This window comes from Bradyrhizobium sp. BR 1432, assembly GCF_051547705.1.
Classification (GTDB): Bacteria; Pseudomonadota; Alphaproteobacteria; order Rhizobiales; family Xanthobacteraceae; genus Bradyrhizobium; species Bradyrhizobium zhanjiangense.
In genome coordinates, this window is the sequence record NZ_JBPUGF010000003.1 from 2,889,995 (window position 1) to 2,902,445 (window position 12,451).

At 64.1% G+C, this 12,451-nt stretch carries 12 protein-coding genes and 1 pseudogene; 8 read left to right on the forward strand and 5 right to left on the reverse strand.

What is annotated here, in order from left to right; all coding sequences use genetic code 11:
• Positions 1–2 precede the first annotated feature (2 nt).
• From ACSKB8_RS13755 to ACSKB8_RS13770, 4 genes are read left to right on the forward strand one after another with little or no spacing between them, the layout of a single operon-like run.
• Positions 3–1,004 carry a sulfate ABC transporter substrate-binding protein gene (locus tag ACSKB8_RS13755; RefSeq protein WP_438104648.1) on the forward strand — a complete coding sequence of 334 codons (1,002 nt, stop codon included), beginning with the start codon at positions 3–5 and terminating at the stop codon, positions 1,002–1,004.
• Between the two features lie 39 nt (positions 1,005–1,043).
• Complete coding sequence (cysT, locus tag ACSKB8_RS13760) at positions 1,044–1,880, forward strand: sulfate ABC transporter permease subunit CysT (protein WP_438104650.1); 837 nt, start codon at positions 1,044–1,046, stop codon at positions 1,878–1,880.
• A gap of 10 nt (positions 1,881–1,890) precedes the next feature.
• The gene (gene cysW / locus ACSKB8_RS13765) at positions 1,891–2,802 is read left to right on the forward strand and encodes a sulfate ABC transporter permease subunit CysW (protein ID WP_438104652.1); all 912 of its coding nucleotides are present in this window, start codon (positions 1,891–1,893) and stop codon (positions 2,800–2,802) included.
• A complete protein-coding gene (locus tag ACSKB8_RS13770; RefSeq protein ID WP_438104654.1) occupies positions 2,792–3,826 on the forward strand; it encodes a sulfate/molybdate ABC transporter ATP-binding protein in 1,035 nt (344 codons plus the stop codon). Before cysW ends, ACSKB8_RS13770 begins: the two co-directional genes overlap by 11 nt.
• A 107-nt stretch (positions 3,827–3,933) precedes the next feature.
• Here the strand turns inward: ACSKB8_RS13770 and ACSKB8_RS13775 are convergent, their stop codons facing one another.
• The gene (locus tag ACSKB8_RS13775) at positions 3,934–4,134 is read right to left on the reverse strand and encodes a hypothetical protein (RefSeq protein ID WP_438110885.1); all 201 of its coding nucleotides are present in this window, start codon (positions 4,132–4,134) and stop codon (positions 3,934–3,936) included.
• Between ACSKB8_RS13775 and ACSKB8_RS13780 the strand changes: the two are divergent.
• The 3 genes and pseudogenes from ACSKB8_RS13780 (at position 4,046) to ACSKB8_RS13790 (ending at position 6,499) form a co-directional block, all read left to right on the forward strand.
• Positions 4,046–4,455 (forward strand): annotated as a pseudogene (locus ACSKB8_RS13780) (CAP domain-containing protein). The gene ACSKB8_RS13775 and the pseudogene ACSKB8_RS13780 overlap by 89 nt on opposite strands.
• Positions 4,456–4,533: 78 nt before the next feature.
• Positions 4,534–5,709, forward strand: coding sequence for a DUF3734 domain-containing protein (locus tag ACSKB8_RS13785; RefSeq protein WP_438104656.1), 1,176 nt, complete (start codon positions 4,534–4,536; stop codon positions 5,707–5,709).
• Between the two features lies 1 nt (position 5,710).
• Positions 5,711–6,499 (forward strand): 3-hydroxybutyrate dehydrogenase, encoded by a 789-nt coding sequence (locus tag ACSKB8_RS13790; protein ID WP_438104658.1) that lies wholly within the window; start codon positions 5,711–5,713, stop codon positions 6,497–6,499.
• A 133-nt stretch (positions 6,500–6,632) separates the two neighbouring features.
• Here ACSKB8_RS13790 and ACSKB8_RS13795 read toward each other — a convergent pair whose 3' ends face one another.
• The 3 genes from ACSKB8_RS13795 to ACSKB8_RS13805 form a co-directional block, all read right to left on the reverse strand.
• A complete protein-coding gene (locus ACSKB8_RS13795; RefSeq protein ID WP_438104659.1) occupies positions 6,633–7,457 on the reverse strand; it encodes a sulfite exporter TauE/SafE family protein in 825 nt (274 codons plus the stop codon).
• A gap of 187 nt (positions 7,458–7,644) precedes the next feature.
• Positions 7,645–9,012 (reverse strand): oligosaccharide flippase family protein, encoded by a 1,368-nt coding sequence (locus ACSKB8_RS13800; RefSeq protein ID WP_438104661.1) that lies wholly within the window; start codon positions 9,010–9,012, stop codon positions 7,645–7,647.
• A 284-nt stretch (positions 9,013–9,296) separates the two neighbouring features.
• Positions 9,297–10,139: a protein-disulfide reductase DsbD domain-containing protein gene (locus ACSKB8_RS13805; RefSeq protein ID WP_438104663.1), complete on the reverse strand. Its 843-nt coding sequence runs from the start codon at positions 10,137–10,139 to the stop codon at positions 9,297–9,299.
• Between the two features lie 141 nt (positions 10,140–10,280).
• Here ACSKB8_RS13805 and ACSKB8_RS13810 point away from each other — a divergent pair, with 141 nt between their 5' ends.
• Positions 10,281–10,925: a YqgE/AlgH family protein gene (locus ACSKB8_RS13810; protein WP_091881355.1), complete on the forward strand. Its 645-nt coding sequence runs from the start codon at positions 10,281–10,283 to the stop codon at positions 10,923–10,925.
• A 198-nt stretch (positions 10,926–11,123) separates the two neighbouring features.
• Here the strand turns inward: ACSKB8_RS13810 and ACSKB8_RS13815 are convergent, their stop codons facing one another.
• Complete coding sequence (locus tag ACSKB8_RS13815; RefSeq protein ID WP_438103448.1) at positions 11,124–12,413, reverse strand: IS4 family transposase; 1,290 nt, start codon at positions 12,411–12,413, stop codon at positions 11,124–11,126.
• Positions 12,414–12,451 lie beyond the last annotated feature (38 nt).

Genomic DNA, 12,451 nt, shown 5'->3' on the forward strand with positions numbered 1-12,451 from the left:
GAATGGAGATGGACATGATGCGCCGTATCGTTCCGCTCGCTGCAGGACTTCTCTGGGCAAGCTCGGCTCTCGCCGCTGACATCAATCTGCTGAACGTGTCGTACGATCCGACGCGCGAGCTCTATGCCGAATTCAATAAGGCGTTCGCGAACGCCTATCAGAAGGAAACCGGCAAGAGCGTCGAGATCAAGCAGTCGCATGGCGGCAGTGGTTCGCAGGCGCGCGCGGTGATCGACGGATTGCAGGCCGATGTGGTGACGCTCGCGCTCGCCTATGACATCGACGCCATCGCCGCCAAGGGCCTCACCACAGCCGATTGGCAGAAGCGGCTGCCGCAGAATTCATCACCCTATACCTCGACCATCGTCTTCCTGGTGCGCAAGGGCAACCCCAAGGCCATCAAGGACTGGGACGATTTGATCAAGCCGGGCGTCGCCGTGATCACGCCGAACCCGAAGACATCAGGTGGCGCGCGCTGGAATTATCTCGCGGCGTGGGGTTTTGCGCAGAAGAAGTTCGGCTCGGCCGACAAGGCCAAGGACTTCATCGGAAGGCTTTATCAGCAGGTGCCGGTGCTCGATACCGGCGCACGTGGCGCCACCGTGACCTTCGTCGAGCGCGGCGTCGGCGACGTGTTGCTCGCCTGGGAGAACGAGGCGTTCCTCGCGCTGAAGGAGTTCGGCGCGAACAAGTTCGAGATCGTGGCGCCGCCGCAATCTATTCTCGCCGAACCCCCGGTCGCCATCGTCGACAAGGTTGCCGACAAAAAAGGCACCCGCAACGCCGCCGATGCCTATCTCCAATATTGGTACACCAAAGAGGGGCAGGAGATCGCCGCGCGCAATTTCTACCGCCCGCGCGATCCCGAAATCGCCAAGAAGCACGAAAGCGCCTTCGCCAAGGTCGAGCTGTTCACGATCGACGACGTCTTTGGCGGCTGGACCAAGGCGCAGCGGGAACATTTTGCAGACGGCGGCGTCTTTGATCAGATCTACAAGAACTGATCGGGCGTTGTCTTTAGGGGGCTTTTAGCAGGGGGCCTGGTGAGCGCACTCGCAGTACGACGCCGGACATTGCCGGGCTTCGGTCTCACCATGGGACTGACGCTTTCCTGGCTGTCCGTCATCATCCTGATTCCGCTCGCCGGTCTGTTCCTGAGATCGCTCGAGCTGAGCCCGGAACAGTTCTGGAACATCGTTTCCAGCCGCCGCACGCTGAACGCGCTCCGCGTCTCCTTTGGCCTCGCCTTCGCCGCGGCCTGCGTCAATCTGGTGATGGGCAGCATCATCGTCTGGGCGCTGGTGCGCTATCGCTTTCCCGGCCGGCGGCTGTTCGATGCCATCGTCGACGTGCCCTTCGCGCTCCCCACCGCGGTCGCCGGCGTCGCGTTGACCGCGCTGTTCGCCGAGAAGGGCTGGTTAGGGGCGCCACTCGCGGCGCTCGGCATCAAGGTCGCGTTCACGCCGGTCGGCATCTTCGTCGCCATGATCTTCATCGGCATTCCCTTCGTGGTGCGCACGGTGCAGCCGGTGCTCCAGGATCTCGACCCCGAGATCGAGGAGGCCGCGGGCAGCCTGGGCGCCAACCGCTGGCAGACCATTATCCGCGTGATCCTGCCGTCGCTCGCACCGGCGCTGCTCACCGGCCTTGCGCTCGCCTTCGCGCGTGCGGTCGGTGAATATGGCTCGGTGATCTTCATCGCCGGCAATCTGCCCAATGTCTCCGAGATCGCGCCGCTGCTGATTGTGATCCGGCTGTCCGAATTCCGCTACGCCGACGCGACCGCGATCGCGGTGGTCATGCTCGTCGTCTCCTTCGTCATCATCTTTGCCGTCAACCGGCTCCAGCGCTGGGCGCGGAGCCGGATCCCGGAGCGTTGAGGGGGATGCGATGACGTTGCAGATCGCAGAATCCGCTTCGCTGGTCTCGCCCGATGCGCGCGCACGCGCGCATGCGGCCGCGGCGCGCGACAGCCTGCGTACCGAACCCAGGGCGGTGCGCATCACCATCATCGCGCTGGCGATGATCTTCCTCACCGTCTTCGTCGTGCTGCCGCTCGTCGTGGTGTTCGCCCAGGCGTTCTCGAAAGGAATCCTCGCCTATCTCGCCGCGCTGGCCGAGCCGGAGGCGCTGGCTGCGATCAGGCTGACGCTGCTGGTCGCCGCGATCTCGGTCGGCCTCAATCTTGTCTTTGGTCTCATCGCGGCCTGGGCCATCGCCAAGTTCGACTTCAAGGGCAAGACCTTCCTGATCACGCTGATCGACCTGCCGTTCTCGGTGAGCCCGGTGATCTCGGGCCTAGTCTTCGTGCTGCTGTTCGGCGCGCAGGGCTATTTCGGTACCTGGCTGCGCGAGCACGACATCCAGATCCTGTTCGCGGTGCCCGGCATTGCGCTCGCCACCACCTTCGTGACCTTCCCCTTCGTGGCGCGCGCGCTGATCCCGCTGATGCAGGAGCAGGGCACGCAGGAGGAGGAAGCGGCGATCTCGCTCGGCGCCTCGGGCCTGCAAACCTTCTTCCGCGTCACGCTGCCGAACATCAAATGGGGCGTGCTCTATGGCGTGCTGCTCTGTAACGCGCGCGCGATGGGTGAGTTCGGCGCGGTCTCGGTCGTTTCCGGTCACATCCGCGGCGAGACCAACACCATGCCGCTCCTGGTCGAGATCCTCTACAACGAGTACCAGTTCGTCGCCGCCTTCGCGATCGCCTCGCTGCTGGCGATGCTGGCGCTGATCACGCTGATCGCAAAAACTGTTCTCGAACGTCATCTGGACGAAGGACAAGACGCCCGTGACCATTGAAGTCAGGAATCTCGTCAAGAAGTTCGGCAGCTTCAAAGCCCTCGACGGCGTCGATCTCAAGGTCGACAATGGCGAGCTGGTCGCGCTGCTCGGGCCATCAGGCTCCGGCAAGACCACGCTGCTGCGGATCATCGCCGGCCTCGACTGGCCCGACGCTGGCGACGTCTCCTTCAACGGCGAGGACGCGCTGGCGCAGGGCGCGCGCGAACGGCATGTGGGCTTCGTGTTCCAGCACTACGCGCTATTCCGCCACATGACCGTGTTCGAGAACGTCGCCTTCGGCCTGCGCGTGCAGCCACGCGCTGTCCGGAAAGACGAGGCCACGATCCGTGCGCGGGTGAAGGAGCTGCTCGATCTCGTGCAGCTCGACTGGCTCGCCGACCGCTATCCGAGCCAGCTTTCCGGCGGTCAGCGCCAGCGCATCGCGCTCGCCCGCGCCCTCGCGATCGAGCCGCGCATCCTCTTGCTCGATGAGCCCTTCGGTGCGCTCGATGCCAAGGTGCGCAAAGAGCTGCGCCGATGGCTGCGCTCGCTGCACCACGAGATCAACGTCACCTCGATCTTCGTCACCCACGACCAAGAGGAGGCGCTTGAGGTCGCCAATCGCGTCGTGGTGATGGACAAGGGCCGGATCGAGCAGATCGGCTCGCCCGACGACGTCTATGAAAGCCCGGCGACCGCCTTCGTCCACGGCTTCATCGGCGAATGCATCGAGCTCCCGGTCGAAGTGGGCGGCGGCGTGATCAGGCTTGGCGACCGGCCGCTGCGGCTTGCTGCGGATGGGCTTGCGCCTGGCGCGTCAAAACTGTTCGTGCGGCGACATGACATGCTGGTCGGCCCGCCCGGCTCCGGCGCCTTCGAGGGCGCGGTTCAGCATGTCCGCAATTTCGGCCCCGTGCAGCGCGCCGAGGTCGCGCTGTCAGGCGGCGAGACCATCGAGATCGACGCACCCCGCGACAGGGAACTGCGCGCCGGCGACACGATCGGGCTCGAACCGCGCCGCTACCGGATATTTGCGGGCTGACATCCCGTCATTCCGGGATGGCCCGAAGGACCAGACCCGGAATGACACCGAGCAGATTTTCCTCAAAATTCACCTTTCAGCCACGGTTGGTATGCAACAACGGCCCCTCATTTGGGGGCCTGATTCATGCGCGCTGCGGCCGCAATATCAATCACTTTGCTTTTGGCCGGCTGCGCCGGCAACGAAGCCCCGGTCCAGCAGCCGTCCATGTATACCGACATGGCGGTCCCGGGCGCCAAGCTCGATGCGCAGGCGGCCGCCGTGATGATCTCGCAATACCGCCAGAACAACGGGCTCGGTACCGTCATGATCGATCCCGATTTGATGCTGCTCGCCGATCCCAGTCCCAGGCCATGGCGGCCGCCAACAAGATGGACCATGACGTTCGCGCGCCACTCGCCAAGCGGCTCGCCGGCGGTGGCTATCCCGCGACCGTGGCGGTCGAGAACGTCTCGGCCGGCTATCACACGCTGGCGGAAGCGTTTTCCGGCTGGCGCGACTCGCCGCCCCACCGCGCCAACATGCTCAAGGGCGGTGTCACAAAATTGGGCATTGCGGCGGGCTATGCTCCCGGCACCAAATACAAGGTGTTCTGGACCATGATCCTGGCTTCGACGGACCCGCGATAAGCCAGACTTGATCCCGGGATGCATTGACGCCGCGGCGGACTGTCGCCACGGTGGCTCGCCTTTTGCTATTGTTCCCTCATGACAGATCATAGTCCGGACTCCGCCAGCATCCCCGCGAATGCGCAACGCGTCCTGGTCCTCCAGGGCGGTGGTGCGCTCGGCTCGTACCAGGCCGGCGCCTTCCAGGCGCTGTGCGGCCACGGCTTCGAGCCGGAATGGGTCGCCGGCATCTCCATCGGAGCGATTAACGCCGCCATCATCGCCGGCAACGAGGGCCGCACCCGCGTCGAGCGGCTGAAGGAATTCTGGGAGATGGTGTCGGCGCCGGTGCCGTGGAAGCCGATCGGCAAGAGCGATCACAGCCGCGAGCTGTTCAACTCGACGAGCGCAGCGCTGATCGCGACCTTCGGCGTGCCCGGTTTCTTCGTGCCGCGCGTTCCACCGGCGCCGCTGTGGCCGCCGGGCCACCCTGAGGCGGAGAGCTATTACGACACCGCGCCGCTGAAGAAGACGCTGGAGCGTCTGGTCGATTTCGACCGCATCAACGATGTGAAGACGCGTCTGTCGATCGGTGCGGTCGGCGTCACCTCCGGCAACTTCAAATATTTCGACAATTACGAGTTCAAGAAGCTCGGCAAGAGAATCGGCCCCGAGCACATCATGGCGTCCGGCGCGCTGCCGCCGGGCTTTCCGTCCGTGATCATCGATGGCGAGCACTATTGGGACGGCGGTATCGCCTCCAACACGCCGCTCGATTACGTGCTCGATGCCGAGCTCGCCCGCGACATGCTGATCTTCCAGGTCGATTTGTTTTCCGCGCGCGGCGATTTGCCGACCTCGCTGCTCGAGGCCGCCGAGCGCGAGAAGGACATCCGCTATTCCAGCCGCACGCGGATGAACACCGACAAGAACAAGCAGCTGCACAACGCCCGCCGGGCGGTGCGCGATCTCATCAGCAAGTTGCCGGATTATCTCAAGAACGATCCCTCCGTCGAATTCCTCGCGAAAGCGGCGCGCGAAAGCACCGTCACGGTGGTGCACCTGATCTACCGCAGCAAGAACTACGAATCCTCGTCCAAGGACTACGACTTCTCGCATGTCGCCATGGTCGAGCATTGGGAAGCCGGTGTGCGCGACGTGCATCTGTCGATGCGCCACAAGGACTGGCTCGAGAAGCCGCAGTCCGGCGAGACCATGGTGACCTACGATCTCACGGGGGACGTCACCGCACCCCCGGCAAAAAGGAGCGAATGAAATGGGTAGTCTGTCAGGCAAGAACGCCGTCGTGACCGGATCGACCAGCGGCATCGGGCTCGCTTACGCACGCGCCTTCGCCGCCGCCGGCGCCAACGTGGTCATCAACGGCTTCGGCTCGCCCGAGGACATCGAGAAGGAACGCGCCAAGATCGAGTCCGATTTCAAGGTCAAGGCGATCTACTCGCCCGCCGACATGACCAAGCCCGCCGAGGTCGCCGGGATGATCGCGCTCGGCGAGAAGACGCTCGGTTCGGTCGATATCCTCGTCAACAATGCCGGCATCCAGTTCGTCTCGCCGATCGAGGAGTTTCCGCTCGAGAAGTGGGACCAGATCATCGCCATCAACCTGTCCTCGGCCTTCCATGCCATCCGTGCTGCCGTGCCCGGCATGAAGAAGAAGGGCTGGGGCCGCATCATCAACACGGCGTCGGCGCACTCGCTCGTTGCCTCGCCCTTCAAGTCGGCCTATGTCTCGGCCAAGCACGGCATCGCCGGTCTCACCAAGACCGTGGCGCTGGAAGTTGCGACCCACAAGATCACCTGCAACTGCATCAGCCCCGGCTATGTCTGGACGCCGCTGGTCGAGAAGCAGATCCCCGACACGATGAAGGCGCGCAATCTGACGCGCGAGCAGGTCATCAACGACGTGCTGCTCGATGCGCAGCCGACCAAGGAGTTCGTCACCTCCGATCAGGTCGCCGCGCTCGCCCTGTTCCTGTGCAGCGACGATGCCGCGCAGATCACCGGTACCAATCTCTCGATCGATGGCGGCTGGACCGCGGAGTAAGCGCTCGATGCCGTAGGGTGGGCAAAGGCGCGTCAGCGCCGTGCCCACCATTTTTCCACGCTTGAAAGAAGTGGTGGGCACGCTTTCGCTTTGCCCACCCTACGAAAGTGAGAACGGAGCGGCAGCCTCTCGCTCAATGCGTCCAGGCCAGCGCCGTCACGAAGGCCGTCGACAAATTCAGCTCCGCAAACATGATCTTGCCGGCGACCACGAACAGCACGCTGGCAAGCGTCAGGCGCAGCACCGTTTCAGGGACGCGCGTCGCGCTGAAACTGCCGACGATGATGCCGGGCAGCGAGCCCATCAGCAGCACGCCCATCAGCGCCCAGTCCACGTCACCGAGCCCCCAGTGTCCGATGCCGGCAACCAGCGTCAGCGGCACGGCATGGGCGATGTCGGAGCCGACGATGGTCGCCATCGGCAGGCGCGGGTAGAGCAGCAGCAATACGGTGACGCCGACCGCACCGGCGCCGACCGACGAGATCGAGACCAGCACGCCGAGCACAATTCCGGTGATCACTGTCGCGATTGCAGTGGTGCGCTCGTCGATCCGCTCGAGGCGTTTCCGGTAGCGATCCATGATCGACTGGCGGAAGATCAGCGACGTCGCAGTCAGGATCAGCGCAAAGCACAGCACCAGATTGACCAGGCTGCGCTCGGTATCGCTCTTGAGGTCGAGCTTCCACAGCACCAGCAGCGTCACCGCGCTCGCCGGAATGCTGCCGCAGGCGAGCCGCAGCACCGCCGGCCAGTGCACGCTGCGCGACCAGCCATGGACCACGCTGCCGCCGGTCTTGGTGGCGGCGGCATAGAGCAGGTCGGTCCCGACCGCCGTGGAGGGATGAACGCCGAACAGCAGGATCAGGAGCGGCGTCATCAACGAGCCGCCGCCTACGCCGGTCATCCCGACCAGCAGGCCGACGCCGAAGCCAGAGGCGACGTAGAGTGGATCAAACATGTCCGGGGAATCTTAGGTTGGTCTCGTCGGTTGGGCAATACGACGTAGAATGAACTTTCTCCGGCATGCAACTGTTTGGATCAAATAAGAAAAATCATGCTGCAGGTGGGAGATGCATAGCCATTTTGCCCTGTTCACCGGCGTCTTGCGAAACCGCCGTTCCCCAACGGGCAGATAGCCGCATGGCCTATTTTCCAAACGCCAGCACGTGCAGGCCGAGGCGCTGCCGCACGATCCAGAACAGCAGCACCGTCTCGAAGCTGAGCGAGATCGAGGTCGCGGCCGCGGCGCCGTGGCCACCGTAGCGCGGTACCAGCGCGATGCAGAGCACGACGTTCATCACGAAGGCCAGCGCATAAGCGAGCGCGCAGATTCTTTGCTGGCCGAGCATGTTGAGCAGCCGCTCGACCGGCCCTATCGCGGAGCGCACCACCAGCCCGATCGCGGCAACGAACATGATGTCGTAGCCGACCACAAATTGCGGCCCGAACAGCCAGAGCAGCGGCTTGCCGAGCGCAAGCAGCACGATGGTCGCCGCCAGCGACGGCCAGAACGTCCAGCTGATGGCGTGCGCCACATAGGCCGACAGCCGCGCCTTGTCGCCGCTTGCGTTGTATTCGGCGAAGCGATGCGCGGTCGTCGCCGACATCGCGTAGTGGATGAAGGAGACCAGCGCCAGCGTCTTGACCACGGCAAAATAGACGCCGACCTCGTCGGAGGGGCGGAACTGCTGGAGCACCAGTACGTTGGTGTAGGACAGCAGCAGGTAAAAGCTCTCGACCAGCAGGATCGGCAGCGAGATGGCGAGCCAGCCGCCGATGTCGTAGGCCTTGGAGCCCGGCTCGATGTGATCGGCGAGCTTGCGGTTCAGCACCACCATCTGCCCGGCCATCGCGATCCACACGGCACCTAGGCTCGCGATCATCGCGGCGACCGCCCCGAGATGATAGCCGAGCAGGAAGGCAGAGGCCGTGATGCCGATGATCAGCGCCTGGCGGATGATGAATTGCGGCATCAGCCCGAGCTGCATCCAGTCGTGCGAGCGCGCGATGCCGTCCTGGGTGTTGGCGACGACGAAGGCCGGCAGCGTCATGCAGCCGATATAGAGCGGCAGCACCTCGGCCGGATCGATCCAGGGCGAAAGCAGCCTGACGATGCCGGCGAGGCCGAGCGACACCAGCGCGGAGACGGCAAAGGTCAGCCAGCGGCTGCCGGAGAGAAAGCCGCGCAGCAACGCATGCTCGCCGCGGGCGCGGTACTCCGGAATGATCTTTTGCGCGGAAGCGGAGATGCCGAAATCCATCATGCTGCCGAGCAGCAGCACCCAGGTCCAGACATAGACATAGACGCCGTAGTCGGACGTGCCCATCCAGCGCGCGAGCAGCACCTGCGAGACATAGGCGAGGCCTGCGCTGACGACGCGGATGATGAAGATGGTGCCGGCCAGCCGCCGCGTCAGCGAGGCCTCGCTCGAGCCGCCCGTCAGCCTGCCGCGCAGCCGCGCGATCAACCCGGCCGGTCCGGTCGTTGCGGGTTGTGCATCCATCACGGCCAATTCGAGATCCCCGGGGGTTCCGCTTGCTGCGGCCTGCCCGGGAATTCAGCAACCATTCGTTAAGATTCGGTTGGGTGGGAGTGCTGTCGCAACCCCAACGTCGTCCTGGCGAAAGCCAGGACCCATTACCCCAGGGAGAAGTTGGACGAAGGCTCGGGGCTATGAGTTCGCGCCACCACTACTCCCTGGGTAATGGGTCCTGGATCTGCGCTCCGCCTGGACAACGCTACGCGTTGCCAAGAGCTGCGCTTGTCCAGGACGACCGCTGGGGTTGGGACGACGGCTCACTCCAAATTCGTATTGAACTCGTACGACTTGTCCGGCCCGATCAGCGTGAACTTCAGCGCCGCACCGTCGGGCTTGGCGCCCGGCGGCAGCCCCTCGAGCTCGAAGGAGAATCGCTTTACATCTGCCGGGCTGGGCTGGACCGGGGCCGGAATTGGCAGCGCCCAATCGGGCGTCGGCCCTTCCACGAACAGATTGACGTTGCGCGCGTCCGCCGGCGCGACCACGTCGACGACCACCTTGGTGGCGCCGTTACGCTTGACGTCGCGGATGGTGAGCGGGTTGGGGTCGCCGATATTGGCGGGCTTGGGCACGGTGTCGAGCGCTGCGCGCAGATTGGCGTCCTCGGTCGAGGCGACGCTGTTGAAGCCAAGCTCGGCGCGGGCCTCGACGGGGATGCAGAGCTTCTCGCACACGGCATAGTTGATCTCGGCGCGCAAGGTCACCGGCTTGTCGGCGGCCTTGGCGACGATGCGCAGGGGCAGCACGATCTGGTCGCGATAGCCGATCGAATGACCGCCCGCGCCGTCGTCGAACTTCAGCGGCGCCGGCCACATGACCGTCACCGCCTCGACATTGTCCGACTTGGAGAAGTCGAACCGCGGCGGAACGCCGGAGTCGCCGGGCGTACGCCAGTAGGTCTTCCAGCCTGGCTGGAGCTGGAAGGCGATACCGCCAAGCAGGACGGCGCCGCTACGTGACCCCGCGACCAGCCGCACTGCGGAATGTCCGTCGCGTTGCCAGGGCGAAGCGTCGTCGGCACGGGCTGCGATGGCCAGCGACGACGCAAGCAGGGTTGTCGCGACGCCAATCGCCGCACGCAAGGGAACTATGCTGGACATGGCACGTCTTTACAGGGTGGCCCCGGGGCAAACCATTGAATTGCTTGTGATGGATGCATCTGAATCAAGTCTCTGCAAGCCTTGATTTGACAGCCGTCGGGCCCGACATCAGGATAGGAATTGAACCCGGAGTGCTTCACCATGGCTCCTACAGGCAAAAGGACGGGCGAGAGCACCCGCAGCGCAGGCCCCGCGCTCCCCAATTCGGCCGGTTATCTCGACGGCCGGCTCCTAATTGCGATGCCCGTGATGGGCGATCCCCGTTTCGAGCGCTCCGTGATCTATCTCTGTGCCCATTCTGCCGAAGGCGCGATGGGCATCATCGTCAATCACCCCGCCGGCTCCATCGACTTCCCCGAGCTCCTGATGCAGCTCGGCATCATCAAGAAGGGCGAGCACATCAAGCTGCCGGAAAACGCCGAAAGCATGAAAGTGCTGCGCGGCGGCCCGGTCGACACCGGGCGTGGCTTCGTGCTGCATTCCAGCGACTTCTACATTGAGAACGCGACGCTGCGGATCGACGAGGGCGTCTGCCTCACCGCGACCGTCGACATCCTGCGCGCGATCGCCAACGGCTCCGGCCCCAAGCACGCCATCCTCGCGCTCGGCTATGCCGGCTGGGCGCCGGGTCAGCTCGAGACCGAGATCCAGAGCAATGGCTGGCTGCATTGCGACGCCGACACTGACTTGATCTTCGGCGACGACGTCGACGACAAATACAACCGCGCCTTGCAGAAGATCGGCATCGATCCCGGCATGCTCTCCAACGAGGCCGGGCACGCGTAGTTCTCGTCGTCCTGGCGAAAGCCAGGACCCATTACCACAGGCTGTAGTTGCTGAAGAAGGCTGGCAACCACCAGCCTTCGTCAAACTGCGCTCGGTGGCAATGGGTCCTGGATCCGCGCTCGCTCCGCTCGCTGGTCCAGGACGACGATGGTGATTGACGCCGTCGCTTCACCCTCCAGCGTCGTCCCGGCGAAGGCCCTAGGGCATGCACATATCTCTGAGGCTCCATCCTGCTGCGACGGCGTGGAAGTATTCGAGGCCGTTCTTGAAGGTGATCGGGCCCGGCGGCTTGGACGATGGGTAGCCGTCCCAGCCGCCGAGGCGACCAATGATCCAGGCGGCCCAAGCGAGGCTATCGGGCGGATGTGGGTTCTTTAATCGCTTGCTCCCGGCTTCGAGTTGACGGTTGAGGGCGGTGAGCACGTTAATTTGGCCGTTGTCGAAGGCAGCGAGAATGGGTTGGCGACTGCCATTGCGGGCCTGCAGAAGTTGGATTGTGATGACGGCCGCCTTAGCGGCAATCGCGACCAGCTTGAGAAGGCGATCGGCGGTTCCGATCTGGCTGTCTTCGAGCTTGAAGCCTTGTGTCTTCAGGATGCGGAAGAACTGCTCGATGATCCAGCGTTGCTTGTACCATTGGACGATGCGCCAGGCGTCCTCGATGCCGGTAACCTCGTGAGAGGTGAGAAGCCGCCAGTGCAGCGGCTCTACCCCGGTTTCGGCATTGATCTCGCGCACATCGACCACCGCCAATGGCAAGCTTTCCGGCAGATGGCGCAGGAACTTACTCTGTGGGCGGGCGAGCTCGATTGCGCCAAAGCGAAGTTCGAGGTGAGCCAGGCGGGCGGGCCGCGCGGCGCGCGCAGGCAATTGGATCGCACGCCGATCCACCGCGGCCATGGCATCGCTGACCTCATACAAGCCGCTGCGGTCGGCAAGCTTGCGATCATGCATGCTGCGCGCGATGACGTGGAAGTGTTGCTCGGCCGAGCTGGCATAAAGGGCAAAAATATCGCTCTCGCGGTCACCCAGCACCGTCACCGCTGTGGCCTTGGTGAGGAGCGGCTTGGCCGCCATGGCAGTGGATATCCAGCGCTGCGATTCCTTGTCCGATAACTCCCGATCGTCGTGCGAGGTCGTGCGGCGACCTGTGCGCGTCCATATCTGCCCGCTCAAAAGTCCAAGACAGTTGCCGTCATCGGCATCCACAGCCAGCAGCGGATGCAGCAGCACGCCGTGGTTATTGCCTTTGCCGATTTCTCCGAGCCCGCGCCGGCGTTGCGGTGTGGTGTTGAAGTGGATCTCGCTGGTGTCCTGGATGGCCAGCACGTGGCGGCCCTCTACCGCAGCGACCGTGCTTTCGCTCCAGCTTTCGATGATCCGCTCCACCGTCACCTTGTCATGGCCAAGAAAGCGGTTGAACCGCACTTCCAGCGCGCGGTTCCCCCTGGAGAGCTGCCGAAGGCAGACAGTTTTGCCCACAACCATGCGTTCGACGAACGCCGCCCCCCTTTATCGAGACGACG

Excerpts from the sequence above, each read along its gene's own strand:
- ACSKB8_RS13805 (WP_438104663.1), bottom strand. The coding sequence starts at position 10,139 with ATGTCCAGCATAGTTCCCTTGCGTGCGGCGATTGGCGTCGCGACAACC.
- ACSKB8_RS13785 (WP_438104656.1), top strand. The coding sequence starts at position 4,534 with ATGACAGATCATAGTCCGGACTCCGCCAGCATCCCCGCGAATGCGCAA.
- ACSKB8_RS13755 (WP_438104648.1), top strand. The coding sequence starts at position 3 with ATGGAGATGGACATGATGCGCCGTATCGTTCCGCTCGCTGCAGGACTT.
- cysW (WP_438104652.1), top strand. The coding sequence starts at position 1,891 with ATGACGTTGCAGATCGCAGAATCCGCTTCGCTGGTCTCGCCCGATGCG.
- ACSKB8_RS13810 (WP_091881355.1), top strand. The coding sequence starts at position 10,281 with ATGGCTCCTACAGGCAAAAGGACGGGCGAGAGCACCCGCAGCGCAGGC.
- ACSKB8_RS13775 (WP_438110885.1), bottom strand. The coding sequence starts at position 4,134 with ATGACGGTACCGAGCCCGTTGTTCTGGCGGTATTGCGAGATCATCACG.
- ACSKB8_RS13790 (WP_438104658.1), top strand. The coding sequence starts at position 5,711 with ATGGGTAGTCTGTCAGGCAAGAACGCCGTCGTGACCGGATCGACCAGC.
- ACSKB8_RS13795 (WP_438104659.1), bottom strand. The coding sequence starts at position 7,457 with ATGTTTGATCCACTCTACGTCGCCTCTGGCTTCGGCGTCGGCCTGCTG.
- ACSKB8_RS13815 (WP_438103448.1), bottom strand. The coding sequence starts at position 12,413 with ATGGTTGTGGGCAAAACTGTCTGCCTTCGGCAGCTCTCCAGGGGGAAC.